This is a genomic window from Amycolatopsis sp. NPDC045836, assembly GCF_056431745.1.
The window spans coordinates 1-21,949 of record NZ_JBWKKF010000023.1; the positions used below are offsets into that span (position 1 = coordinate 1).

The following is a 21,949-nucleotide window of genomic DNA, read 5'->3' on the forward strand; positions in this document are numbered from 1 at the left end:
GCACTACAACTATCATCGTCCCCACACTGCTGCTGGAAATCAGCCACCAGCATCCCGGCTCGACACCGGTGTCACCAATGTCATGGCCTCATACATCTAGACAGCGGCGCGCCCACGCTGGCCGTCATCGACAACCCGGTGGCTGCCTGGCAGACCATGAGTAGCCTTCCTCGGCCGCTTTCGCGAACTGGCGACCGCCTGGCAGGAGCACGGGAGTTTTCCTGGCTGCCATCGACAAACCGGCGACCGCTCGGCAGAACCGCGGGTGGCCTTCGGTCGACATCGACAACCAGTGACCGCTCGGCGGGTCAATCGATGACCAGTGATCGCTCGGTGGGTCAATCGATAGCCAGTGATCGCTCGGCGGGTCAATCGATGACCAGTGACCGTCCGGTGGGTCAATCGATAGCCAGTGATCGTCCGGTGGGTCAATCGATAGCCAGTGATCGTCCGGTGGGTCAATCGATAGCCAGTGATCGTCCGGTGGGTCAATCGATGACCAGTGATCGCCCGGCGGGTCACCGGCGGCCTTCCTTGGCGGCCAGCGCTCGCCGCACTCCGTCACCGCTGGTGGACCTCCGTGTTCAAGAACAGTGCTCTCGACTTTGAGCACTGCTCTGGGTAAGCGTGCCGCTCTGCTGGGGGAAGTTGCGCCCATTCGCTGACCTCAGGCGTGAGTTGCCGAAAGCTCAAGTTTGGAGAGCGGTGCTCTCTTGGCTGAGCACTGCTCTCTTGGGTGAATGGAGCAGTGCTCAACTTCGAGAGCACTGCTCTTGAAAGTCGTCCGGTGCTCGGCACAAGATCCAAGTGGCTCAGTTCGGCAACGGGGAAGTGGTCCTTCTGAGTGGGCCGCTTCCCGGACAGGCTGAACGGTATGACGATCACAGTGGCACCGGCTCGGGACCGGGTGGGGATCACCGCCGGACTGACGACGGCGGCGATTGTCGGCGGGTCGGTGCCGGTCACCGGACTGCTGGACGGTTATCCGCTCCTCCTCGGCCAAGGCCTTCGCTACGGGCTGGCCGGCCTCCTGCTGCTCGCCTGGTTCGGTCTCCGCCGGAAGAAGTTGCCCATTCCGAAGTGGACGGACGTACCCGCGCTCCTCGCCCTCGCCGCGACCGGCATGGTCGGCTTCCAAGCTTGCCTGCTCTACGCCCAGCGCTACGCCGAACCCGGACTGGTCGCCGCGGTGCTCGGTGGCAGTCCGCTCGTGCTGGCCGTCGCCGCGCCGTTGCTGGCTCGTAGGCAGCCGTCGGCGGCGCCGGTGTTCGGGGCCGTGCTGGCCGTCAGCGGAGTCGTCGTGCTCACCGGTGGCGGCGCCACTTCCGGCCCCGGGCTGGTCCTGGCGGTGCTCGCGATGCTCGGGGAAGCGTCGTTCACCCTGTTCGCGGTCGGCCTGGTGAAGCGGCTCGGGCCGGTGGCCACCTCGGCGTGGAGTTGTGTCGCGGCGGCGATCGGCAGCGTCCTCCTGTCGTCCTTCGTGGAGGATTGGCGACTGCCGGATGCCCGGCAGCTCAGCGCTTTGCTGGTGCTCGCCGTGCTGGTCACCGCGGTTGCGTTCGGTATCTGGTACTACGCGGTGTCCGTGCTCGGCGCCGACCGCGCCGGGGTGCTGATCGGTGTCATGCCGGTGTCGGGCCTGCTGGTCGCCGTCCTGCTCGGCGCCCAGCGGCTGGAACTGGTCGACGTGGCAGGCGTCGGGCTGGTCGCGCTCGGTGTGCTGATCGGGCTGCGTCGTCGCGGAGCGACCGAAGACAGCCCGATCAGCAGCTGAGTCACTTGCCGCCGCGGGCCATGCGCAGCACGTCGAGCGCCTCGTCCAGCTGGGCCTCGGTGAGCTTGCCGTCGGCGACGTACCCGCGTTCGATGACCACCTCGCGGATCGTCTTCAGCTCCTTGAGCGCCTGCTTCGCCACGGCCGCCGCCTCTTCGTAGCCGATGTACTTGTTCAGCGGCGTGACGATCGACGGCGAGCCCTCGGCGTATTCGCGGGCCCGCTCGGCGTTCGCGGTCACCCCGGCGAACACCTTGTCGGCCAGCAGCCGGGAAACCGCGGCGAGCAGGCGCGCGGACTCCAGCACGTTGCGGGCGATCACCGGCAGGTTCACGTTGAGCTGGAAGTTGCCCTGCGCCCCGGCGAACGCCACCGCGGCGTCGTTGCCGATCACCTGCGCGACCACCTGCAGCGTCGCCTCCGGGATCACCGGGTTCACCTTGCCCGGCATGATCGACGAACCCGGCTGCAGGTCCGGCAGCGCCAGCTCGGCCAGGCCGGTGCGCGGCCCGGAACCCAGCCAGCGCAGGTCGTTCGCGATCTTGTTCAGCGAAACGGCCACCGTGCGCAGGTGACCGGAGGTCTCCACCACGCCGTCCTGCGTGGCCTGCGCCTCGAAGTGGTCGCGGGCCTCGGTCAGCGGCAGCCCGGTCACCTCCGCCAGCTCGGCGGCGACCGCGGCGCCGAACCCGTCCGGCGCGTTGAGCCCGGAGCCGACGGCGGTGCCGCCGATCGGCAGTTCGCCGAGCCGGTCCAGCCCGGAGCGCAACCGCTCGATGCCGAACCGCACCTGCGCGGCCCACGCCCCGGCCTCCTGCCCGAGCGTGATCGGCACGGCGTCCATCAGGTGCGTGCGGCCGGACTTGACCACGTCCGCCCACTCCGCGGCTCGGCCCTCGATGGTGCCCGCGAGGTGTTCGAGAGCGGGGATCACCTCCGAGAGCACCGCTTCCGTGGCGGCGACGTGGATGGTGGTCGGGAACGTGTCGTTCGACGACTGCGAGGCGTTGACGTGGTCGTTCGGGTGCACGTCGCGGCCGAGCGCGCGGGTGGCCAGCGTCGCGATGACCTCGTTGGCGTTCATGTTCGACGAGGTGCCCGAACCGGTCTGGAACACGTCGATCGGGAAGTGCGCGTCGTGCCTGCCCTCGGCCACCTCGTCCGCGGCGGCGGCGATCGCGCCGGCGAGGTCCTCGTCGAGCACGCCGAGCCGGGCGTTGACCCGCGCGGTCGCCGCCTTGAGCAGGCCGAGCGCGCGGATCTGGGCGCGCTCCAGGCCGCGGCCGGAGATCGGGAAGTTCTCCACGGCGCGCTGCGTCTGGGCGCGGTACAGCGCGTCGACGGGCACCTTCACTTCGCCCATCGTGTCGTGTTCGATCCGGAATTCCTGTTCAGGCATGACCCCAGTCTGGCCCAGCCGAGGCAAGCCTGCGGAGTGGTGTTTCGCACTAGGCTGGCGTGTGACTGCTGCCACACCACCACAGCACCGCGGAGGTCACCGAGGATGAGCGCGCCCGATTCGACCGTGGACCTGGCCATCATCGGCGCCGGGCCGACCGGCCTGTTCGCCGCCTACTACGCCGGTTTCCGCGGGCTGTCCACCGCCGTGATCGACTCGCTGCCGGAGGCGGGTGGCCAGGTGACCGCGATGTACCCGGAGAAGATGATCTACGACGTGGCCGGGTTCCCCGCGGTGCGCGGGCGGGACCTGATCAACTCGCTGGTCGAGCAGGCCGCGCAGTGGAAGCCGTCGTACCTGTTGGGGCGCAAGGCCGAGGGGCTGGAGTACCGGGACGACGGGCTGGAGGTCGGCCTCGACGGCGGTGAGGTGCTGCGGGTGCGGGCGGTGCTGATCACCGCGGGCATCGGCGAGTTCACCCCGAGACCGCTGCCCGCCGGCGACGGCTGGCTCGGGCGCGGCGTGGTGCACTTCGTGCCGTCGCTGCGGGCGCACGAGGGTCAGGACGTGGTGGTCGTCGGCGGTGGCGACTCGGCCTTCGACTGGGTGCTGGCGCTGCACCCGATCGCGCGCAGCGTGACGCTGGTGCACCGGCGAGCGCGGTTCCGGGCGGTGGAGTCGATCGTGCGGCAGGCGCGGGACCTCGGCGTGCGGATCATCACCGACGCCGAGGTGACCGAACTGCGCGACAACGGCGACGGCGCGCTCGGGGAGATCACCGTCGAGGTGAAGGGCGGTGAGTCGGTGGTGCTGCCGGCGCAGTCGGTGATCGCCGCGCTCGGTTTCACCGCCGACCTCGGCCCGATCGAGAACTGGGGGCTGGAGATCGACCACCGCGCCATCACCGTCGACTCCACCATGGCCACCGCCAAACCCCGCGTCTACGCGGCGGGTGACGTGGCGGCGTACCCGGGCAAGGTGAAGCTGATCGCCACCGGTTTCGGGGAGGCGGCCACCGCGGTGAACAACATCGCCGTGGCGCTGGACCCGGACGCGCACCTGTTCCCCGGCCACTCCAGCAACGCCGAGTGATCAGGGGGCGGGTGGCGGCGGGGTCTGCTGCTCCGCGATCCAGCCGGCGTAGGCGATCGCCGAGGTGTAGATCGACGGGGCGGTGCCGCAGGTGTCGGAATCGTTGCCGGGGCGGCTGGTGACCCCGAGCAGCACCCACGTTTCGCCGACCCGCGTTAGTTGCGGTCCGCCTGAATCGCCGTAGCACGAACCGGCGGTGTCGCCGGGGTTGTCCGTGCACAGCTCCACCGTGGCATCGAACGGCACCGCGGCGCATTCCGAAGGCGCCACGATCGAGGTGTCCAGTTGCTGCAACACCGTCGGCTTGTCACCGCAGCCCAGTTTCGGGCAGGTCTGGCCCCACCCCAGCAACCGCGTCGGGGTGCCGGGGGTGGCGGCGGTGCCGATGGCGACCGGGACCGCCGCCGACGGGGAAGCCAGGCGCAGCAAGGCGATGTCGCCGCGGGCACCGTCCGGATCGTACTCCGGCTGCACCGCGATCGCGGCCACCTTCAGCTCTTCGCCGCCCTTGGTGTGGTCGTTGCTGCCGACGCGCACCTTGAGCGTCTTCGGATCGCGCCCCTGCACGCAGTGCGCGGCGGTGAGCACCCATTCCGGCGCGACGAGCGAACCACCGCAGTTGTGCTTCCCGCTGCTCGACTGCATCGACACGACGAACGGGTACGGCTGGTCGGCCGCCACCCCGCCGACGATGACCGGCTCCACCGCGGCCGCCGGTGCCGCGGCGAGCAACGCCGAAACCAGGGCCAGAGCGACGCGCTTGATCACGGCAGCGGCGGCACCACGTCGAGTTCGCCGTCGACGTCGTCGAGGTGGCCGTCGAAGTTCACCGACGAGTACGAGCGCAGCTTCGTCAGGCGGTGGTAACCGTCGATCATCCGCACCGTGCCGGACTTCGACCGCATCACGATGGACTGGGTGGTCGCCCCGCCCGCGCGGTAGTGCACCCCGCGCAGCAGGTCGCCGTCGGTGACGCCGGTGGCGCAGAAGAACACGTTGTCGCCGCGGACCAGGTCGTCGGTGGAGAGCACGCGGTCGAGGTCGTGCCCGGCGCCGATGGCCTTCTCGCGCTCCTCGTCGTCCTTCGGCCACAGCCGGCCCTGCAGCTCACCGCCGATGCACTTGAGCGCGCTCGCCGCGATGATGCCCTCGGGCGTGCCGCCGATGCCGAGCAGCATGTCCACGCCGGTGTTCGGCCGCGCGACGGCGATCGCGCCGGCCACGTCACCGTCCGAAATGAACCGGATGCGGGCGCCCGCCTCGCGGACCTCCTTGATCAGCTGCTGGTGCCGCGGGCGGTCCAGGATGCACACCGTCACGTCCGACACGCCGCTGTTCTTCGCCTGCGCCACCCGGCGGATGTTCTCCGCGACCGGTGCGGCCAGGTCCACCAGCCCGGCGGCCTCCGGCCCGACCGCCATCTTCTCCATGTAGAACACCGCGGACGGGTCGAACATCGCGCCGCGCTCGGCCACCGCGAGCACCGCGAGCGCGTTCGGCATGCCCTTGGCCATCAGCGTGGTGCCGTCGATCGGGTCGACCGCGACGTCGCAGTCGGGCCCGTCGCCGTTGCCCACCTCTTCGCCGTTGTAGAGCATCGGGGCTTCGTCCTTCTCGCCCTCCCCGATCACCACCACCCCGCGCATGGACACCGTGCCGACCAGCTGGCGCATGGCGTCCACGGCCGCGCCGTCGCCACCGTTCTTGTCGCCCTTGCCGACCCAGCGCCCGGCCGCCATCGCGGCGGCCTCGGTCACCCGGACCAGTTCCATGGCCAGGTTGCGGTCGGGCGCCTCCCCACGGCGCGTCGCATCGGTGGGCTGGCTGGGGTGGGACATGTGGCCTCCAGGGTCGTCCAGTCGCCCGCTCATCCTCTCAGATACCGGCCGCTCGGCCCGGTATCCGCGAGCATGGGGTTCCTCACCCTGCGTTGCCCTCTTCAGGGGTTTCGGCGCCGTTCTCCACAGTGGCCAGTGCCGCTTCGACCCGCTCGCGCGCGCCGGCCAGGTGGCGCTCGCAGAGCTTGGCGAGCTTCTCGCCCTTCTCCCACAGCGCCAGCGACTGCTCCAGCGACAGCCCGCCCGCTTCCAGGTCGCGCACCACTTCGACCAGCTGGTCGCGCGCTTGCTCGTAGCCGAGTTCTTCGGTCACTGTGCCTGCTTCTCCGCTCGCCGACGTCCGCCGCACACTACCGCGCTGGCCATCGCGTTGTCGTAGTCGCTGAACGCCTTCGCGAACTCCTGGCCGTCACCCTCGGCGATCGCGTCCTCGATCTGGCCCTGCGCCCCGGCCACCCGGTTGCGGTGCGACACGCCCTCGGTCGACCACCAGCGCGTGCCGACGTACTCCGAAGTGGCCTCGGACAGCTGCCGCAGCCGCGGCGCCAGCCCCCAGCGACCGGCGTTCGCGCAGCCGGCCAGCAGCGCCGTCCAGCACTCACCCGCCGCGACGTCGGCTTCCTGCGCGCGCAGCAGCACCGCCCCGGCCCCGGCCCTGGCAGCGGCACCGCTGGTCAGGGGCAGGAACTCGTTCGCGCGTGGTTCGAGCACGGCTACCCCTCCTCCTGCTTCTCCGAGACGATCGCGCGGACCGCGCCGTCGCCCACCCGGATCCGGACCTCGGCGCCCTCCGACACTTCGGAGACCGACCGGAGCACCCCGAGGTTGCCCGCCGCGTCGGAAAACTGCACCACCGCGTAACCCCGTTCAAGGGTCGCGGCCGGGCCCAGCGCGGTCAACCGGGCACGCGCGGCGGTCAGCGCGGTCTGCTCCCTGGTCAGCGCGGACAGGATCTCGCGGCGGCCGCGCTGGCGCTGGATCTCCACCTCGTCCGCGCGCCGGTCGATCGGGCCGAGCGGATCGGCCAGCGCCGGACGGCTGCGCAACTGGTCGAGCAGGCGGCGCTGGGTGTCCACCCAGCCGTGCAGCGCCCGGCGGCCGCGGTCGCGCATCTGCCGCACGCGCTCGCTCTCCTCGCGCACGTCCGGCACCACCCGTTTGCCCGCGTCGGTCGGCGTGGAGCAGCGCACGTCGGCGACGTGGTCGAGCAGCGGGGTGTCCGGTTCGTGGCCGATCGCGCTGACCACCGGCTTGCGGGCGGCCGACACCGCGCGGCACAGCGCCTCGTCCGAGAACGGCAGCAGGTCCTCCACGCTGCCGCCACCACGGGCGATCACGATGACCTCGATGCTCTTGTCGCGTTCGAGGATGGACAGCGCGTCGAGGATCTCGGGCACCGCGAGCGCGCCCTGCACCGCGGTGTTGATCACCCGGAAGCGCGCGGCCGGCCAGCGGGCGTGCGCGTTGACCAGCACGTCCCGCTCGGCCGCCGAGGCCCGGCCGGTGATCAGCCCGATGCCCTTCGGCAGGAACGGCAGCCGCCGCTTGCGCTCGGGGGCGAACATGCCCTCCGCGGCGAGCAGGCGGCGCAGCCGCTCGATCCGCGCGAGCAGCTCGCCGATGCCCACCATGCGGATCTCGCTGGCCCGCAGGCTCAGAGTGCCGCGGCCGAAGAAGTACGCCGGACGCGCGTTGACCAGCACGCTCGCCCCCTCGCGCGGCGGCGGTTCGAGCGAGCGGAGCAGGCTCATCGGGCAGGTCACCGACATCGACACGTCCGCCGCCGGATCACGCAGCGTCAGGAAGGCCGTGCCGGTGCCGGGACGCGCGGAGATCTGCGTGACCTGGCCCTCCACCCAGACCGCGCCGAGGCGGTGGATCCAGTCGCCGATCTTGCGCGCCACCGTGCGCACCGGCCAGGGGTTCTCCGCGGTCGAGACCTCGCGAGCCGCGGTTTCGCTCACCGGTCCCCGTCGCCGGGCTGCTGGAGGTTGCCGAGCCGCCGGGCCAGCATGCCGGTGAACGAGGACCGGTTCTGGTGGTCGCGTTCGTAGGCGAGCAGCTCCTCCACCTCGGCGGCGGAGAACCGGCGCAGGCGGGCACGCAGCTGCGGCAGGGTCAGCTCGTCGTAGCCGGTGACCCCGGCCGGGCCCGCCTCCCCGGCGATCGCCTGTTCCTCGGCGGCCCACGGGTCCTCGGTGGGTTCGCCGACCTCGGTGTACTCGGTGGCGCCGCCGGTGGGTGGCGTGCGGTGGCCGTTGCGGGCGGGCTCGTCCGGCAGGTCCTCGTCGAAGGTGGCCCAGCTGGGCGCCTCCTCGGCCGGCCGGAGGGTGGACAGCACGTCGTCCCCCTTGATGGCCAGCTCGGTGACGTGCTGCTGGACGCGCATGGAGAACTGGAGTACCTGGCTGGCGACGGTGACCGGGAGGCCGGTGAGCTGCCGCGGCAGTTCGCGAGCCCGCTCGACGGTCGTCACCGCGAGGCCCGCCGCGACGCGCAGCGGGAGCGGGAGTGGCTTCATGCCGTACAGCGTGCCGTACCTGGACCATCTTTCCCAACTCTGTGTGTTGTTCGGCCTACTCCAACGGGCTAGCGGGACGACCCCCGCGTGAGCACGGGCACAACCGGGCTACCCGTACCCTGGAGGCATGGACTCACCCACTCCTGGTACCGAGCCCGCCGAAATCGCCCCCATCAAGCCGCGCGAAGGCAAGCGCGTGCTGCTCGCCAAGCCGCGTGGTTACTGCGCCGGGGTGGACCGCGCGGTGATCGCCGTGGAGAAGGCGCTGGAGCTGCACGGCCCGCCGGTGTACGTCCGCAAGGAGATCGTGCACAACCGGCACGTGGTCGACACGCTGCGGGAGCGCGGCGCCATCTTCGTCGACGAGACCTCCGAGGTCCCCGAGGGCGCACTGGTGGTGTTCTCCGCGCACGGCGTTTCGCCCGCGGTGCACGCCGAGGCGGCCGAGCGCAACCTGCGCACCATCGACGCCACCTGCCCGCTGGTGACCAAGGTGCACAAGGAGGTCAACCGGTTCGCCAAGACCGACTACGACATCCTGCTGATCGGTCACGAGGGCCACGAAGAGGTCGAGGGCACCGCGGGTGAGGCCCCCGACCACGTCCAGCTGGTGGACACCGCGGAGGACGTGCAGAAGGTCACCGTGCGCGACCCGTCCAAGGTGATCTGGCTGTCGCAGACCACGCTCAGCGTCGACGAGACGATGGAGCGGGTGGACCAGCTGCGCGAGCGCTTCCCCGAGATCGCCGACCCGCCCAGCGACGACATCTGCTACGCCACCACGAACCGTCAGGTCGCGGTGAAGGCGCTGGCCCCGGAGTGCGACCTGGTGATCGTGGTCGGCTCCACCAACTCGTCGAACTCGAAGCGGCTGGTCGAGGTGGCGCTGAAGGCCGGTGCCAAGGACGCGCACCTGGTCGACTTCGCGCACGAGGTGGACGAGTCCTGGTTGGACGGCGTCACCACGGTCGGCGTGACCAGCGGGGCGTCGGTGCCGGACACCCTGGTGATGAACCTGCTCGACTGGCTCGCCGAGCGTGGTTACGGCGACGTCGACGAGGTGACCACGGCGAACGAGAAGATCACCTTCTCGCTGCCGAAGGAGCTGCGCAGCACCGTGCGCTGACGGCGTTTTTCCCGTCTCCCCAACGGTTCTAGGCCGTCTATGGTGGCCTGGTCCGGGTTGGGTTGCGGGAGGGTGCGCGGTGGCGAGGCCGGTGGTCTGGGGTGTGTTCGGATCGGTCGCGGCGGCGGTCGCCGTGCTGGTGGTGAGCTGCTCCGGGGAGGAGTCGTCCGAGCCCGCCGGGCCGAGGGACCGGGCCGAGTTCAACTCCCACTACAGCCAGCTCTGCGAAACCCGCGTCCCGCTGGCCCAGGCGCCGCCGCGGGCGCCGACCGGGCCGCGCCCGGTGGTGGTGTTCGCCAGCGAATCCTTCGCACGCGCCGGCGAGGTGCCCGATCCGCTGGACTTCACCGAGCTGACCGGGCCGGAACTGCCGTGGCCGGCGCCGGGGTCACCGCAGGAGGTCCAGCTGGTGGCCTGCTTCCAGCGCGTCGCGGCGACCTCTTCGGCGGTGAGCTGCAGCTACCGGCCGCCGGTGGGGGCGGTCGTGGTCAAGGAGAGCCAGTTCCAGTACACGCTGTACGAAGCCAGGACCGGGGCGGTGCTGGACAGCGAACTGGTGCTCGGGAAGCCGGACACGGCGGTCTGCCCGCACACCGTCGGCCTGGCCGAAGGGGACATGACCGCGCGTCCCGAGCTGTTCTCCTTGCCCGCCAAGGAGCAGCTGGCCGAACTGCTCGGCCCGCACCGCGGCTGAGCCGTGCGGTGACGTCCGCGCCGGGTTAGGTTTGCCTTGAGGGGCAACGACTTCCGGGAGGACGCTCGATGGAGTATCGCCAGCTTGGCCGGTCCGGGCTGCGGGTCTCGGTGCTGACGATGGGCACGATGACCTTCGGCGGTGGCGGGGTGTTCGCCAACGTCGGGGACACCGGTGTGGACGGTGCGCGGCGGCAGGTCGACCGGTGCCTGGACGCCGGGGTCAACCTGATCGACACGGCCAACGTGTATTCGAGCGGGGCGTCGGAGGAGATCGTCGGCGAGGTGCTCGACGGACGGCGTGACCGGGTGCTGATCTCGACGAAGGTCCGCATGGGCATGGGCGAGGGGCCGAACGACGCCGGGCTCTCGCGGCACCACATCATCACGCAGGCCGAAGCCAGCCTCCGGCGGTTGCGGACCGACCACATCGACATCTACCACGTGCACGAGTGGGACGGGCAGACGCCGCTGGAGGAGACGCTGGAGGCGCTGGACACCCTGGTGCGGTCCGGGAAGGTGCGGTACCTGGGGGTGTCGAACTACGCGGGCTGGCAGCTGATGAAGGCGCTGGCGGTGGCGGACGCGCGGGGTTACCAGCGGTTCGTGAGCAACCAGATCTACTACTCGCTGGAGAGCCGGGACGCGGAGTACGAGCTGGTGCCGCTGTCGGTGGACCAGGGGCTGGGGATCATGGTGTGGAGCCCGCTGGCCGGTGGGCTGCTGTCGGGGAAGTACCGGCGGGGCGACGCGGCCGAGGGGCGGCACCTGAGCGAGTGGGACGAGCCGCCGGTGCGGAACCAGTCCCGCCTGTACGACACGATCGACGTGCTGATGTCGATCGGCGAGGCACACGGCGTCTCGGCGGCGCAGGTGGCGCTGGCGTACCTGCTGACGCGGCCGGCGGTGAGCACCCTGGTGATCGGGGCGCGGAAGGATGCCCAGCTGGAGGACAACCTGGCGGCGGCATCGCTGCGGTTGTCCGCGGACGAGGTGTCCGCTTTGGCCTCGGTGAGCGCCCCGGAACTGATCTACCCGCACTGGCACCAGGCGAAGACCGCCGCCGACCGCTTGGGTGAAGCGGACGCCGCCCTCCACGGAGGGCGTTAGTCGCGGTCGTCGTCCCAGGGACGGGACCGGGGCGGCGGGGTGCGGCGGCCGGGTGGGCGGCCGGTGCGGTCGCGGGGGGTGTCGGTGCGGGGTGGGGGCGGGGTGCGGCGCACCGGCTTGCCCTCGCCCGGGGGCGGGGTGCGCTTCCGGGGATCACGGTCGAGTGGTTCCCGGCGGCGCGGCGTGTCCTCGGCGGGACGGCGGCGCACGGCACCGGTCGAACTCGAGCCGGACGGGCGCCGGGGTGGGGTTTCGCGGTCGCGGGGGGCATCCCGGTCGCGGTCTCGCTCACGGTCGCGGTTGCGGGCTGCGTCGCGGTCTTTGCTGCGGTCGCGGTCCCGGCCCGCGGCGGTGGCGCCGGAGCGGCCGGGGCGGCGGGACGGAGGGGCGTCGTCGTCGGTGGCGCGGGGGCGGGGCTTGGCCGGGGGCCGGGCGGCTTCGGCGGGCCGCGGCTCCTGGGACTTCGACGGCTTCCGCATCGGCGGGTCCGGGTCGCGCTCGCGGAAGATCCGGAAGAAGCCGAGCGCCAGCGCGGCGCCGGTGGTGATCGCCATCGTGGGGAAGCCGTTGATCAGCGGGGTCGCGATGGCCAGTGCGGTGGAGAACTTGTCGCCGCTGGTCGGCGCGCCGGAGAACAGCAGCGCGGCGGGCACGGTGACGGCCAGGATCAGCGGCGGCTGCACCATCGGCCCGAACAGGCTCCGGCGCTGCACCGCGGCGACCGCGCCGACCGCGCCGGCGAAGTAGGCGCCCTGGAAGATCAGTTCCAGGTTGTCCGTGATCTGCAGGCTGGCCACCGCGCCGAGCGCGGCCAGCCCGAAGCCCAGCAGCACCGCGCCCCACCACGGCAGACCTCGTCGCGTACCCACGACGGGAAGCTCGTCCCAGGGTACGGAGAGGTCGTCGGCGTCGGGATCGCTCTGCCGATCGCGTATGGCGGTCACAGGGCACACCGTATCCCGTGGTCACGGGTGGATTGCCACCACTGTCTTAGCACGCCCGCCCGAACGGCGCCCGAGGGTGACCGCCGGTGCCGCCATCAGGGCGAATGCGTTCCCCTCCGCGGTGTGACGCAAACCTCTCCACCGATTCCACAGCGTTCGGAGCGTCGTCTTGATCGGCGTCCAGGCCAGGCTCCCCACCGGGTACGTTCACGCGCCGCGGTTGCTGGGCGCCCGTGGGTCGCGTTGTCGCCCTGAAGTGTGAGCGGAAGCGGTGTGTTGCGGCGGGGTGCGTTCGAGGCGGCGGCCGTGGGCAGGGCGGACTTCACCCGGGCGTGTTACCGGTGCCGTCCGTGCGCCGATCCTGGGGCGGTGTCCTGATCGGCGTCTAGGCCAGCTCCTCTCCCCGCCGGATGGCCGGGACCGGCGCCGGGCTCGCGGAGGCTTCGGTGAGCGGGGTGACCGCCGCGCGGAAGCCCTCGAGCGCCTCCAGCTCCCGCCGCCGGGCCGAGACGAAGCGCTGCAGGTGCGTGCTCGAAAGGTTCAGCGCGTCGATCGCGCCGCCCGCGGCCCGGTGTGCCGAAGCGGCGGCCTCCCGCACCAGTTCCACGTCCTCGGCCAGCGCCGTTTCGGTCACCGCGAACAAAGCCGACGAGGCCAGCACCGCGAACCCCGTCGGCCCGCAGATGAACACCCGCCGGTCCAGCAGCCAGCGCAGCAGCTCCGGGTCGGTGTCCAGGGCGGCCACCACGGCCGCGTCCGACGGCACGAACATGATCGTGCCGTAGATCGCGTCCGCCCAGCGCGAATAACCCTTCCCGGACAGCTCCGCCGCCCGCGACCGCAGGTTCCGCACGTGCACCCGCAGCGCGTCCAGCCGTTCGGCCGGGTCGTCCGTTTCCACCGCCTCCGCCCAGCACGCCATGCTCGCCTTGGCGTCCACCGGCACCGTGCGATCACCGCCGACGCGCAGCACCATGTCCGGTTTCGCCGCCCCGCCACCGGCCAGGTCGGTCTGCAGCGTGAAGTGCAGCCCCTCGCGCAGGCCCAGTGCCTTCGCCGTCTCGGCCAGCACCTGTTCGCCCAGCTCACCGCGCCCGCTGATGGAGGCGAACGCGACCTCGTAGCGGCGCAACGCCGCCTGCTGCGCGTCCACCCGCTTCCGCTCGGCATCGATCTGCCGGACCGCCGCGTCCGCGCGGCGCACGCTGTCCGTGTAGAGCCGCCAGACCAGGGCGATCCCGATCGCGAGCACCAGCGCGACGGCGACGGCCGCCGTGGTGATCACCGTGGTCACCGCAAGCACACTCCTCGGTTCCGGGTTTTGAAGGGGCCGGTGCCCACCATGGTGGCGGGCACCGACAGAATCCGGTCGGTGACACGCCCACGACAGGTCCCCGGTCCGGCCCGGGGCTGCGCTTAACTTGAACGGCATGAAGGTCCTGCACACCTCGGACTGGCACGTCGGGCGCACCTTCCACGGCACCGACCTGCTGGCCGAGCAGGAAGCGGTGCTCGCCCACCTCGCCGAGCTGGTCTCGGCCGAGGCGGTCGACGTCGTGCTCGTCGCCGGCGACGTGTACGACCGCGCGGTGCCTTCGGCCGAGGCCGTCAGGGCCGCCACCCGCGGCCTGGAACGGATCCGCGAGGCGGGCGCCCGCGTGGTGCTCACGCCGGGCAACCACGATTCCGCCGCGCGCCTGGGCGCCTTCGCCGGATTCGCCGCGGCAGGCGGGCTGCACCTGCGCACCACCATCGAGGCGCTGCACGAACCGGTGCTCTTCGAAGACGAGCACGGCCCCGTGGCCTGCTACGGAATCCCTTACCTGGAACCGGAACCGGCCCGCCACGCGCTCGGCGTGCCGGAGGCGAAGGGGCACACCGGCGTGCTCACCGAGGCGATGCGCCGCATCCGCGAGGACCTCGCCACGCGGCCCGCCGGAACGCGTTCCATCGTGCTCGCGCACGCGTTCGTCAGCGGTGCCGCGCCCACCGATTCGGAACGCACCATCGCCGTCGGCGGGGTCGAGGACGTCGACGGCTCGGTGTTCGACGGCGTGGACTACGTCGCGCTCGGCCACCTGCACGGCCCGCAGACGCTCGCCCCGCACCTGCGGTACTCCGGCAGCCCGCTGGCGTACTCGTTCTCCGAAGCGGGGCAACGGAAATCGGTGTGGCTGGTGGAGCTCGACGCGACCGGTCTCGCCGGGGTGCGCAAGCACGAGCTGCCCGTGCCGCGTCAGCTGGCGACCCTGCGCGGAAAGCTCAAGGACCTGCTGGAATCCCCGGCGCACCACGAAGTCGAGGAGTGCTACCTCTCCGTCACGCTGACCGACGAGGTCCGCCCGATCGACGCGATGCGCAAGCTGCGCACCAGGTTCGCCCACGCCGTGCACCTGGAGTGGGAGCCGGAGGGCGGCCGCGCCACCGGGGAACTCAAGTACTCCGAAGCCATCCGCGGCCGGTCCGACCTGGAGATCGCGTCCACCTTCGTGGCCGACTGCCGGGGTGCCGCGCCCAACGGATCCGAGCAGGCGCTGCTCACCCGCGCGCTGGAGGAAGCGGGCAAGCTGGAGGCGGTGGGGCCGGAACTATGAGGCTGCACCGGCTGGAAGTCGCCGCCTTCGGCCCGTTCGCGGGCCGCGAGGTGGTGGATTTCGACGCGCTGGGCGCCGACGGCCTGTTCCTGCTCCACGGCGACACCGGCGCCGGCAAGACCACCCTGCTCGACGCGGTGGCGTTCGCCCTGTTCGGCGTGGTGCCCGGCGCCCGCAACGAAGCCAAGAAGCTGCGCTGCGAACTCGCCGAAGCCGAGCAGGTGACCGAGGTCGTGCTCGAGGTCACCGTGCAGGGGCAGCGGCTCCGGCTGGTCCGCAGCCCCGAATACGACCGCCCCAAGCGCACCGGCGACGGCACCACCCGGCAGCGCGCCAAGTGCTCGCTGACGTGGGTCGGGAAGACCCCGCCGGGGCATCCGGCGGAGGGGCTGACCCGCATCGACGAGGTCGCGCGCACCGTGCAGCGCCTGCTCGGCATGAGCGCGGACCAGTTCTTCCAGGTGGTCCTGCTGCCGCAGGGCGAATTCGCCCGCTTCCTGCGTGCCGACACCGCCGAACGCGAGCAACTGCTGGAGCGACTCTTCGGCACCAAGCGGTTTTCCGACGTCGAGGCGTGGTTCCGGAGCCTGCGCACCGAACGGATGCGGGAACTGGAGGTCCGCCGCCAGACCGTGCGCGAATGGGTCGCGCGCCTGTCGCAGGCGGCCGGGGTCGAGGCACCCGGAGAGGTCACTTCCACCTGGGCCGCGGAGCTGCGGGAGAACGCGAACGCCGAGGTCGCGCGGGCGCTCGCGGCCGAGACCGAGGCCCGCCGGAGGTGGGAGGCGGCCGACCAGCGGTTGCAGGAGGGCCGGACCTTCGTCGAGCAGGTGCGCCGGGTGCGCGTCGCGGTGGCGAACCTCCAGGCGTGGAAGGAAGGCGAGGCCGAGCGCAAGCGCTGGACGGCCGAGCTCGCGGCGGCACGGCGGGCGATCCCGGTGGCCGAGGCGGTGGCCATCGAGGAGCGGCTGAAGGAGCGCCTGACCGAGGTCCAGCAGAACGCCAAGCAGCGCGCGCAAGCGCTTGCGCGCATCAAGGCCACCGTGCCCGAACTGCGGCGGGAAGCCGGTGAGCTGCGGGAAGAGGCCGGGGCGCTGTCCGGCCTCGTCGAGGAGGGCGAGCAGCAGCGACGCGATAAGGAACGCCTCGGCAAGCTGGCGGTGCAGTCGGAGAAAGCGAGCACCCGGGCGAAAACGCTGGGCGCGAAGCTGGCGACCATGCCCGCCAGGTCGGAGGAACTGCGGTCGCGGGTCGAAGCGGCGACGCAGGCCGCCGCGAAGCTGGACGGTGCGCAGGCCCGTGCCGAAGAACTGGCTCGCGCCGTCGCCTCCGCCAACCGGATCCCGGCCGCGGAGGAAGCCGTCCGCGCCGCCGTCGAGGTGCAGGCCAAGGCCGTCGACCTGCACCAGGAAGCCCGGGGGCAGCTGCTGGACCTGCGGGAACGCCGCCTCAGCGGCATGGCGGCCGAACTGGCGGCGAAGCTCGCCGACGGCGATCCGTGCCCGGTCTGCGGTTCCGCCGAGCACCCCTCGCCCGCGCACCCCGGCCGGCAGCAGGTCGGCGAGACCGAGGAACGGGTGGCGGCGGAAGTCGAGCGCGCGGCCGACGCCGAGCGCCAGCGCGCCTTGGAAGCCCGTCACCAGGCCGAAACCCGTCTCGGCGCCCTGCGTGAAGCGCTGCTCGGCCGGACCGCGGAAGACCTGGCGACGGAGTTGACCGAGGTCAGGGCCAACGTCGCGGAACTCGCCGAGCTGGCCGAACACCGGGAACGCCTGGAGGGGGAGCAGCGCGGGCTGGCCGCCGAGATCGAGCGGCTGACCGAGGAACGGGCCGCCGCGGAACGCGAATCGGCGAAGGCGGAAGCCGAGCAGCAAGCGCTTGCGGTGACGGTCGCCGAACGCGGTCAGCGGCTCGAAGAAGCCCGCCAGGAGTACGAGGACGTCGCCGCGCGCCGGGCGGCGTTGCTGGCCAGGGTGAAGGCGATCGAGGAACTGGCCGAAGCGCGGGCGGCGGTCGTGGTCGCCGAAGAACGGCTGGAGGAGCAACGCGAAACGGTCGCCGAAGTGCTGAGCCGCGCGGGGTTCAAGACGGTGAAGAAGGCGCTGAGCGCGGTCCGCGACGAAGCCGACATCGCGCGGCTGGACGAAGCGCTGGTCGAGGCGGACCGGGCGGCGGCGGTCGCGCGGTCCACGCTGACCGAACCGGAACTGGCGGGCATCACCGGCGACGAAGTGGTCGACGTCGAGTCGGCGCGGGAGGCGGCCGAGCGGGCGTCGGCGCAGGTCGAGTCGGCGGTGGCCGCGCACCGGGCCGCCGCGCGGATCGCCGAGGACCTCGCCGCGCTGGGCACCCGGTTCGACGCCGCGCTGCGCAAGCTCGCGCCCGCCGAGGAGGAAGCCGCCGAGCTGGACGCGCTGACCGACGTGGTGAACGGCCGCGGGCAGAACGCGCGGAAGATCTCGCTGCGGTCGTACGTGCTGGCCGCGCGGCTGGAGGAGGTCGCGCTGGCCGCGACGGCCCGGCTGCGCGCGATGAGCCAGGGCCGGTACTCGTTCGTGCACTCGGACGCGGCCGGGGCCCGCGGCACGCGCGGTGGCCTGGGGCTGGACGTGCTCGACGACTACTCCGGCACGGTCCGCCCGGCGAAAACCCTGTCCGGCGGCGAATCGTTCCTCGCATCGCTCGCGCTGGCGCTCGGCCTGGCGGACGTGGTCGCCGCGCAGACCGGCAGCGCGCTGCTGGACACGCTGTTCATCGACGAGGGCTTCGGCACGCTCGACGCCGAGACGCTGGACGTGGTGATGGACGTGCTCGACGAACTGCGCGCGGGCGGGCGCGTGGTCGGGCTGGTGTCGCATGTGGAGGAACTGCGGCAGCGCATCCCGACGCGGCTCCGGGTGCGGAAGGCGCGCTCCGGCTCGACGCTGGCGCTACACGCCGGCTGACGCCCGCCACAGGTGCATCCCGGCGTAGGAACGCCAAGGGCGCCAAGGCAAAGCGCGTTCGCGCAGGGCGGCGGGGTCGCCGGGCAGGCCGAGTGCGACAGCGCCCTTGCGCAGGGCGACGTCCCCGGTGAGCAGCACGTCGGGGGCACCGAGCACGCGCATCAGCACGTAGTCGGCGGTCCACGGGCCGATTCCGGGCAGGGCGAGGAGATCGGTGCGCAGTTCGGCGCAGATCCGTCCAACGTGGACGGACACCTCGCCGGAAGCCAGTGCGGCCGCCACGCCGCAGATGGCTTCGATGCGCTTGCGGGGACCACGCAGCACGTCGCGGCCGTGCTCGGCGATCGCCGCCGCGGTGGGGAACAGCCTGCTCAGCTCACCGGTCCGCTGCGCGTCGGGGAGCGGGTCGCCGAGTTCGGCGGTCAGCCTGCCCGCGGCGGTCCGGGCGGCGGCCACGGAGATCTGCTGCCCGAGCATGGCGCGGATGACCAGCTCGTTGCCGTCGGCCGCGCCCGGCACGCGGATGCCGGGGTCGAACACGGGGGCCAGGGCGGGGTCGGCGGCGAGCACACCGGCCACGGCCTGCGGGTCGGCGTCGAGGTCGAAGAGGCGGCGGACACGGGCGACGGCGCTGCTGAGGTCGCGGACGTCGGCGAGGTTCAGGTCGCAGCGGACGTGGTCGGCTTCGGGCGTGAGGTGCGCGGTGCCGGAGCCGTGGGGGAGGCGCAGGGTGCGGGCGTAGGTGCCGGATGCGGCGTGTTCGACCAGCGGGACCGCGCGTTGGGTGAAGAACGCCAGCAGGCCGTCGGCGTCGAACGGCGGCCGGAACGGCAACCGCAGCGAGAGCCGCATGGCCGCCGGATCGGCCCGCTCACCGGGGCGGGCGGCCCGTAGCTGGGACGGGGTCGCGGCGAAGACCTCGCGGATGGTGTCGTTGAACTGGCGGACGCTGGCGAATCCGGCGGCGAAGGCGACGTCGGTCAGCGGCAGCGACGACATCTCGATCAGCAGGCGGGCGGCGTGCGCGCGGTGGGCGCGGGCGAGCGCGAGCGGACCGGCGCCGAGTTCGTTGGTGAGCACGCGGCCGAGCTGGCGTTCCGAATAACCGAGGCGACCGGCGAGGCCGGGCACGCCTTCGCGCTCGACGACGCCGTCGGCGATCAACCGCATCGCGCGGGCGGCCAGGTCGGCGCGCACGTTCCACTCCGGCGAGCCGGGCACGGCGTCGGGCAGGCAGCGGCGGCAGGCGCGGTAACCACCGGACTGGGCGGCGGCCGAGGTCGGGTAGAAGCGCACGTTCTGCGGTTTGGGCGTGTTCGCCGGGCAGGACGGGCGGCAGTAGATGCCGGTGGTGCGCACGGCCATGATGAACTGCCCGTCGAACCGCGCGTCGCGGGAGGCCACGGCGCGGTAGCAGCGCTCGGTGTCCCGCCAGAGGCCGACGGGGGTCGGGGTGTCCAGGACCGCGGTCATGCTCCGATGGTGCCACCGGGCGACGGGCCCGACTGGCGGAAATCCGACGTCACGTCCGCCGTCGGCGGGTCGCGGGCGAGCACGTAGACTGCCAGCCCGTGAGCCTGACCCTCGGCATCGTCGGCCTGCCCAACGTCGGCAAGTCCACCCTGTTCAACGCGCTGACCCGCAACGACGTGCTCGCCGCGAACTACCCGTTCGCCACCATCGAGCCCAACGTCGGCGTGGTCCCGCTGCCCGACCCGCGGCTGGACAAGCTCGCCGAGCTGTTCGATTCGGCGAAGACGGTGCCCGCCGTGGTGTCGTTCGTGGACATCGCGGGCATCGTGAAGGGGGCTTCGGAGGGGGCCGGGCTGGGCAACAAGTTCCTGGCCAACATCCGCGAGGCGAACGCGATCTGCCAGGTCATCCGGGTGTTCGACGACCCGGACGTGGTGCACGTCGACGGCAAGATCGACCCGCTGTCCGACATCGAGACGATCAACACCGAGCTGATCCTGGCCGACCTGCAGACGCTGGAGAAGGCGCTGCCGCGGCTGGAGAAGGAAGCGCGGACGAAGAAGGAGAACCGGCCGGCGCTGGAGGCCGCGCAGCAGGCGAAGGAGGTCCTCGACGCCGGGCGGACGCTGTTCTCCGCGTCGAAGGAGATCGACGGTGCGCTGCTGCGGGAGTTGAGCCTGCTCACGACGAAGCCGTTCCTGTACGTGTTCAACGCCGACGAGGGCGTGCTGACCGACCAGGCGCGGCGGGAGGAGCTGGCCAAGCTGGTCGCGCCCGCCGACGCGGTGTTCCTGGACGCCAAGGTCGAAGCAGAACTGCTGGAACTGGACGACGAGGAGTCGGTGCGGGAGCTGCTGGAGTCGGTCGGCCAGGAGGCGCCGGGCCTGCACGCACTGGCGCGGGCCGGGTTCCACACGCTGGGCCTGCAGACCTACCTGACGGCGGGCCCGAAGGAGGCCCGGGCGTGGACCATCGCGAAGGGCGCCACCGCCCCGCAAGCCGCCGGCGTCATCCACACCGATTTCGAACGGGGCTTCATCAAAGCGGAAATCGTCTCCTACGACGACCTTCTGGAAGCGGGTTCCATGGCGGCGGCGCGGTCGGCGGGGAAAGTGCGGATGGAAGGCAAGGACTACGTCATGGCGGACGGGGACGTGGTGGAGTTCAGGTTCAACGTCTGAGCCCGTTCGACTGTCATTTCTAGGATTAGGGCGTTGATACCAGAGTGGTAGCATGGGTGTATGGCCATGACCTTGCGGTTGACCGATGAGCAGGAACGCGCGCTCGCGATGCTCGCTGAAGCCGAAGGGGTGAGCAAACACGAGGCGGTGGTCCGGGCTATCACTGACGCGGCTGCGCGCCGGGTGCGTGACAGCCGTGTGCGCGAGTTGTCGCGCGAGGGGCGCGAGCGCTACCGCTCGTTGCTCGATCGTTTGGCGCAGTGAGCATCGAGTACCTCGGGCTGGAGGATCTCCTGGCGCTTGCCGAGGACTTGGGGGTGCCCAAGATCCGCGATCTGGGGCTGCTCGATTCTGCGGCTCACCGCCCGCGGTCGTCCATCCTCGGGCAGGATGCTTATCCGAGTCTGCACCAGAAAGCGGCCGTGCTCATGGAGTCCATCCTGCGCCACCATCCGCTCATCGACGGCAACAAGCGCCTGGGCTGGATGGCGGCCTTCGTGTTCTACGGCCTGAACGGTTTCGACCTCGACGCGCCGGAGGATGAGGCCTACGACCTGGTCATCGGCGTCTCGACCGGCTCGGTGGCTTACGCCGCGGCCGCGGATCGATTGGCTCAGTGGCTCAGGCCCGGCATCGCTCCGCCGCGGAGTGGGTCAGGCTGAACGCCTGACCCGCGCCCGTCAGCCGGCGATGCCGAGGAGGACCACGGCGATGAGGGTCACCGCGGTCGCGAAGGCGGTGATCCAGGCTCGCTGCGCCGGGGTGAGGGTGGGGGCGGTGTTGTTCATCGAGCGTCCTAACCAAGAAGGTTCACCGTCGCCCGGAACAGCGCGTTGATCAGGTGGTTTGTTACGGAGGTGTGGTCTAACTCACGTCCAGTACGGCATCGATCTGGGCGGCCAGGGAGGTGTCCTTGGCTGTCAATCCGCCGGCTGAGTGGGTGCTGAGGCGGAAGGTCACCGTCCGCCACCGGATGTCGATGTCCGGGTGGTGGTCGACGCTTTCCGCGATCTCGGCGACCCGGTTCACCACGGCGATCGCTTCGGGGAAGCTCGGTAGCGAAGCCGCGGCCTCCAGCGCGTCCCCGACGCGCCGCCAGCGGGGCAGGTGGGAGAGTGCTTCGGACAGTTCTTGATCACTCAATAGTTCCGCCATGACCCCATGGTGGTACCCCGGCGGGTACGCTGCACCTTCGCCACAGGGGGAGGCCCGCCCTCGCCTGCCGCCGGTCATCCCGAGCAAGCCCGAGCAAGGAGGAG

Annotated in this window: 21 protein-coding genes; 10 read left to right on the forward strand and 11 right to left on the reverse strand. The window is 71.6% G+C overall.

The window, feature by feature from the left end; translation table 11 throughout:
* Positions 1-874 precede the first annotated feature (874 nt).
* Entirely contained in the window at positions 875-1,774 is a 900-nt protein-coding gene (locus AC07EG_RS32750; protein ID WP_478257108.1) for a DMT family transporter, read from the forward strand.
* A gap of 1 nt (position 1,775) precedes the next feature.
* Here the strand turns inward: AC07EG_RS32750 and AC07EG_RS32755 are convergent, their stop codons facing one another.
* Positions 1,776-3,173 (reverse strand): class II fumarate hydratase, encoded by a 1,398-nt coding sequence (locus AC07EG_RS32755; RefSeq protein ID WP_478257109.1) that lies wholly within the window; start codon positions 3,171-3,173, stop codon positions 1,776-1,778.
* A gap of 105 nt (positions 3,174-3,278) precedes the next feature.
* Between AC07EG_RS32755 and AC07EG_RS32760 the strand changes: the two genes are divergently transcribed.
* Entirely contained in the window at positions 3,279-4,265 is a 987-nt protein-coding gene (locus AC07EG_RS32760; RefSeq protein ID WP_478257110.1) for an NAD(P)/FAD-dependent oxidoreductase, read from the forward strand.
* Here the strand turns inward: AC07EG_RS32760 and AC07EG_RS32765 are convergent, their stop codons facing one another.
* From AC07EG_RS32765 to AC07EG_RS32790, 6 genes are all read right to left on the reverse strand, one after another.
* Positions 4,266-5,033: a S1 family peptidase gene (locus AC07EG_RS32765; protein ID WP_478257111.1), complete on the reverse strand. Its 768-nt coding sequence runs from the start codon at positions 5,031-5,033 to the stop codon at positions 4,266-4,268.
* Positions 5,030-6,103 carry a class II fructose-bisphosphatase gene (glpX, locus tag AC07EG_RS32770; protein WP_478257112.1) on the reverse strand — a complete coding sequence of 358 codons (1,074 nt, stop codon included), beginning with the start codon at positions 6,101-6,103 and terminating at the stop codon, positions 5,030-5,032. Before glpX ends, AC07EG_RS32765 begins: the two co-directional genes overlap by 4 nt.
* Before the next feature lie 82 nt (positions 6,104-6,185).
* Complete coding sequence (locus AC07EG_RS32775) at positions 6,186-6,416, reverse strand: exodeoxyribonuclease VII small subunit (RefSeq protein WP_478257113.1); 231 nt, start codon at positions 6,414-6,416, stop codon at positions 6,186-6,188.
* Entirely contained in the window at positions 6,413-6,814 is a 402-nt protein-coding gene (locus tag AC07EG_RS32780; protein ID WP_478257114.1) for a hypothetical protein, read from the reverse strand. Before AC07EG_RS32780 ends, AC07EG_RS32775 begins: the two co-directional genes overlap by 4 nt.
* Positions 6,815-6,816: 2 nt before the next feature.
* The gene (xseA, locus tag AC07EG_RS32785) at positions 6,817-8,067 is read right to left on the reverse strand and encodes an exodeoxyribonuclease VII large subunit (protein WP_478257115.1); all 1,251 of its coding nucleotides are present in this window, start codon (positions 8,065-8,067) and stop codon (positions 6,817-6,819) included.
* Positions 8,064-8,624 (reverse strand): lipid droplet-associated protein, encoded by a 561-nt coding sequence (locus AC07EG_RS32790; protein ID WP_478257116.1) that lies wholly within the window; start codon positions 8,622-8,624, stop codon positions 8,064-8,066. Before AC07EG_RS32790 ends, xseA begins: the two co-directional genes overlap by 4 nt.
* 127 nt (positions 8,625-8,751) lie before the next feature.
* Between AC07EG_RS32790 and AC07EG_RS32795 the strand changes: the two genes are divergently transcribed.
* From AC07EG_RS32795 to AC07EG_RS32805, 3 genes are all read left to right on the forward strand, one after another.
* Positions 8,752-9,750, forward strand: coding sequence for a 4-hydroxy-3-methylbut-2-enyl diphosphate reductase (locus AC07EG_RS32795; RefSeq protein ID WP_478257117.1), 999 nt, complete (start codon positions 8,752-8,754; stop codon positions 9,748-9,750).
* A 79-nt stretch (positions 9,751-9,829) separates the two neighbouring features.
* Positions 9,830-10,444, forward strand: a complete 615-nt coding sequence (locus AC07EG_RS32800; RefSeq protein ID WP_478257118.1) for a hypothetical protein — start codon at positions 9,830-9,832, stop codon at positions 10,442-10,444.
* Between the two features lie 68 nt (positions 10,445-10,512).
* Positions 10,513-11,553, forward strand: a complete 1,041-nt coding sequence (locus AC07EG_RS32805) for an aldo/keto reductase (RefSeq protein ID WP_478257119.1) — start codon at positions 10,513-10,515, stop codon at positions 11,551-11,553.
* On the opposite strand, the gene AC07EG_RS32810 is transcribed toward AC07EG_RS32805, so the two are convergent.
* Positions 11,550-12,497 (reverse strand): DUF6542 domain-containing protein, encoded by a 948-nt coding sequence (locus AC07EG_RS32810; protein ID WP_478257120.1) that lies wholly within the window; start codon positions 12,495-12,497, stop codon positions 11,550-11,552. The two genes, AC07EG_RS32805 and AC07EG_RS32810, sit on opposite strands and share 4 nt — an antisense overlap.
* A gap of 385 nt (positions 12,498-12,882) precedes the next feature.
* Positions 12,883-13,791, reverse strand: a complete 909-nt coding sequence (locus AC07EG_RS32815; protein WP_478257121.1) for a DNA recombination protein RmuC — start codon at positions 13,789-13,791, stop codon at positions 12,883-12,885.
* 136 nt (positions 13,792-13,927) lie between these two features.
* Here AC07EG_RS32815 and AC07EG_RS32820 point away from each other — a divergent pair, with 136 nt between their 5' ends.
* A complete protein-coding gene (locus AC07EG_RS32820; RefSeq protein WP_478257122.1) occupies positions 13,928-15,091 on the forward strand; it encodes an exonuclease SbcCD subunit D in 1,164 nt (387 codons plus the stop codon).
* Entirely contained in the window at positions 15,088-18,036 is a 2,949-nt protein-coding gene (locus AC07EG_RS32825; protein WP_478257123.1) for an AAA family ATPase, read from the forward strand. Before AC07EG_RS32820 ends, AC07EG_RS32825 begins: the two co-directional genes overlap by 4 nt.
* Here the strand turns inward: AC07EG_RS32825 and AC07EG_RS32830 are convergent.
* Entirely contained in the window at positions 18,022-19,509 is a 1,488-nt protein-coding gene (locus tag AC07EG_RS32830) for an AlkA N-terminal domain-containing protein (RefSeq protein WP_478257124.1), read from the reverse strand. The genes AC07EG_RS32825 and AC07EG_RS32830 overlap by 15 nt on opposite strands.
* A 98-nt stretch (positions 19,510-19,607) precedes the next feature.
* Here AC07EG_RS32830 and ychF point away from each other — a divergent pair, with 98 nt between their 5' ends.
* The 3 genes from ychF to AC07EG_RS32845 are packed head-to-tail and all read left to right on the forward strand — an operon-like array spanning position 19,608 to position 21,352.
* The gene (gene ychF, locus AC07EG_RS32835; protein ID WP_478257125.1) at positions 19,608-20,690 is read left to right on the forward strand and encodes a redox-regulated ATPase YchF; all 1,083 of its coding nucleotides are present in this window, start codon (positions 19,608-19,610) and stop codon (positions 20,688-20,690) included.
* Positions 20,691-20,750: 60 nt separating this feature from the next.
* Positions 20,751-20,954, forward strand: coding sequence for a CopG family transcriptional regulator (locus AC07EG_RS32840; RefSeq protein WP_478257126.1), 204 nt, complete (start codon positions 20,751-20,753; stop codon positions 20,952-20,954).
* A complete protein-coding gene (locus tag AC07EG_RS32845) occupies positions 20,951-21,352 on the forward strand; it encodes a type II toxin-antitoxin system death-on-curing family toxin (RefSeq protein ID WP_478257127.1) in 402 nt (133 codons plus the stop codon). Before AC07EG_RS32840 ends, AC07EG_RS32845 begins: the two co-directional genes overlap by 4 nt.
* A gap of 202 nt (positions 21,353-21,554) precedes the next feature.
* On the opposite strand, the gene AC07EG_RS32850 is transcribed toward AC07EG_RS32845, so the two are convergent.
* Positions 21,555-21,845: a 4a-hydroxytetrahydrobiopterin dehydratase gene (locus AC07EG_RS32850; protein ID WP_478257128.1), complete on the reverse strand. Its 291-nt coding sequence runs from the start codon at positions 21,843-21,845 to the stop codon at positions 21,555-21,557.
* Between the last annotated feature and the right edge of the window lie 104 nt (positions 21,846-21,949).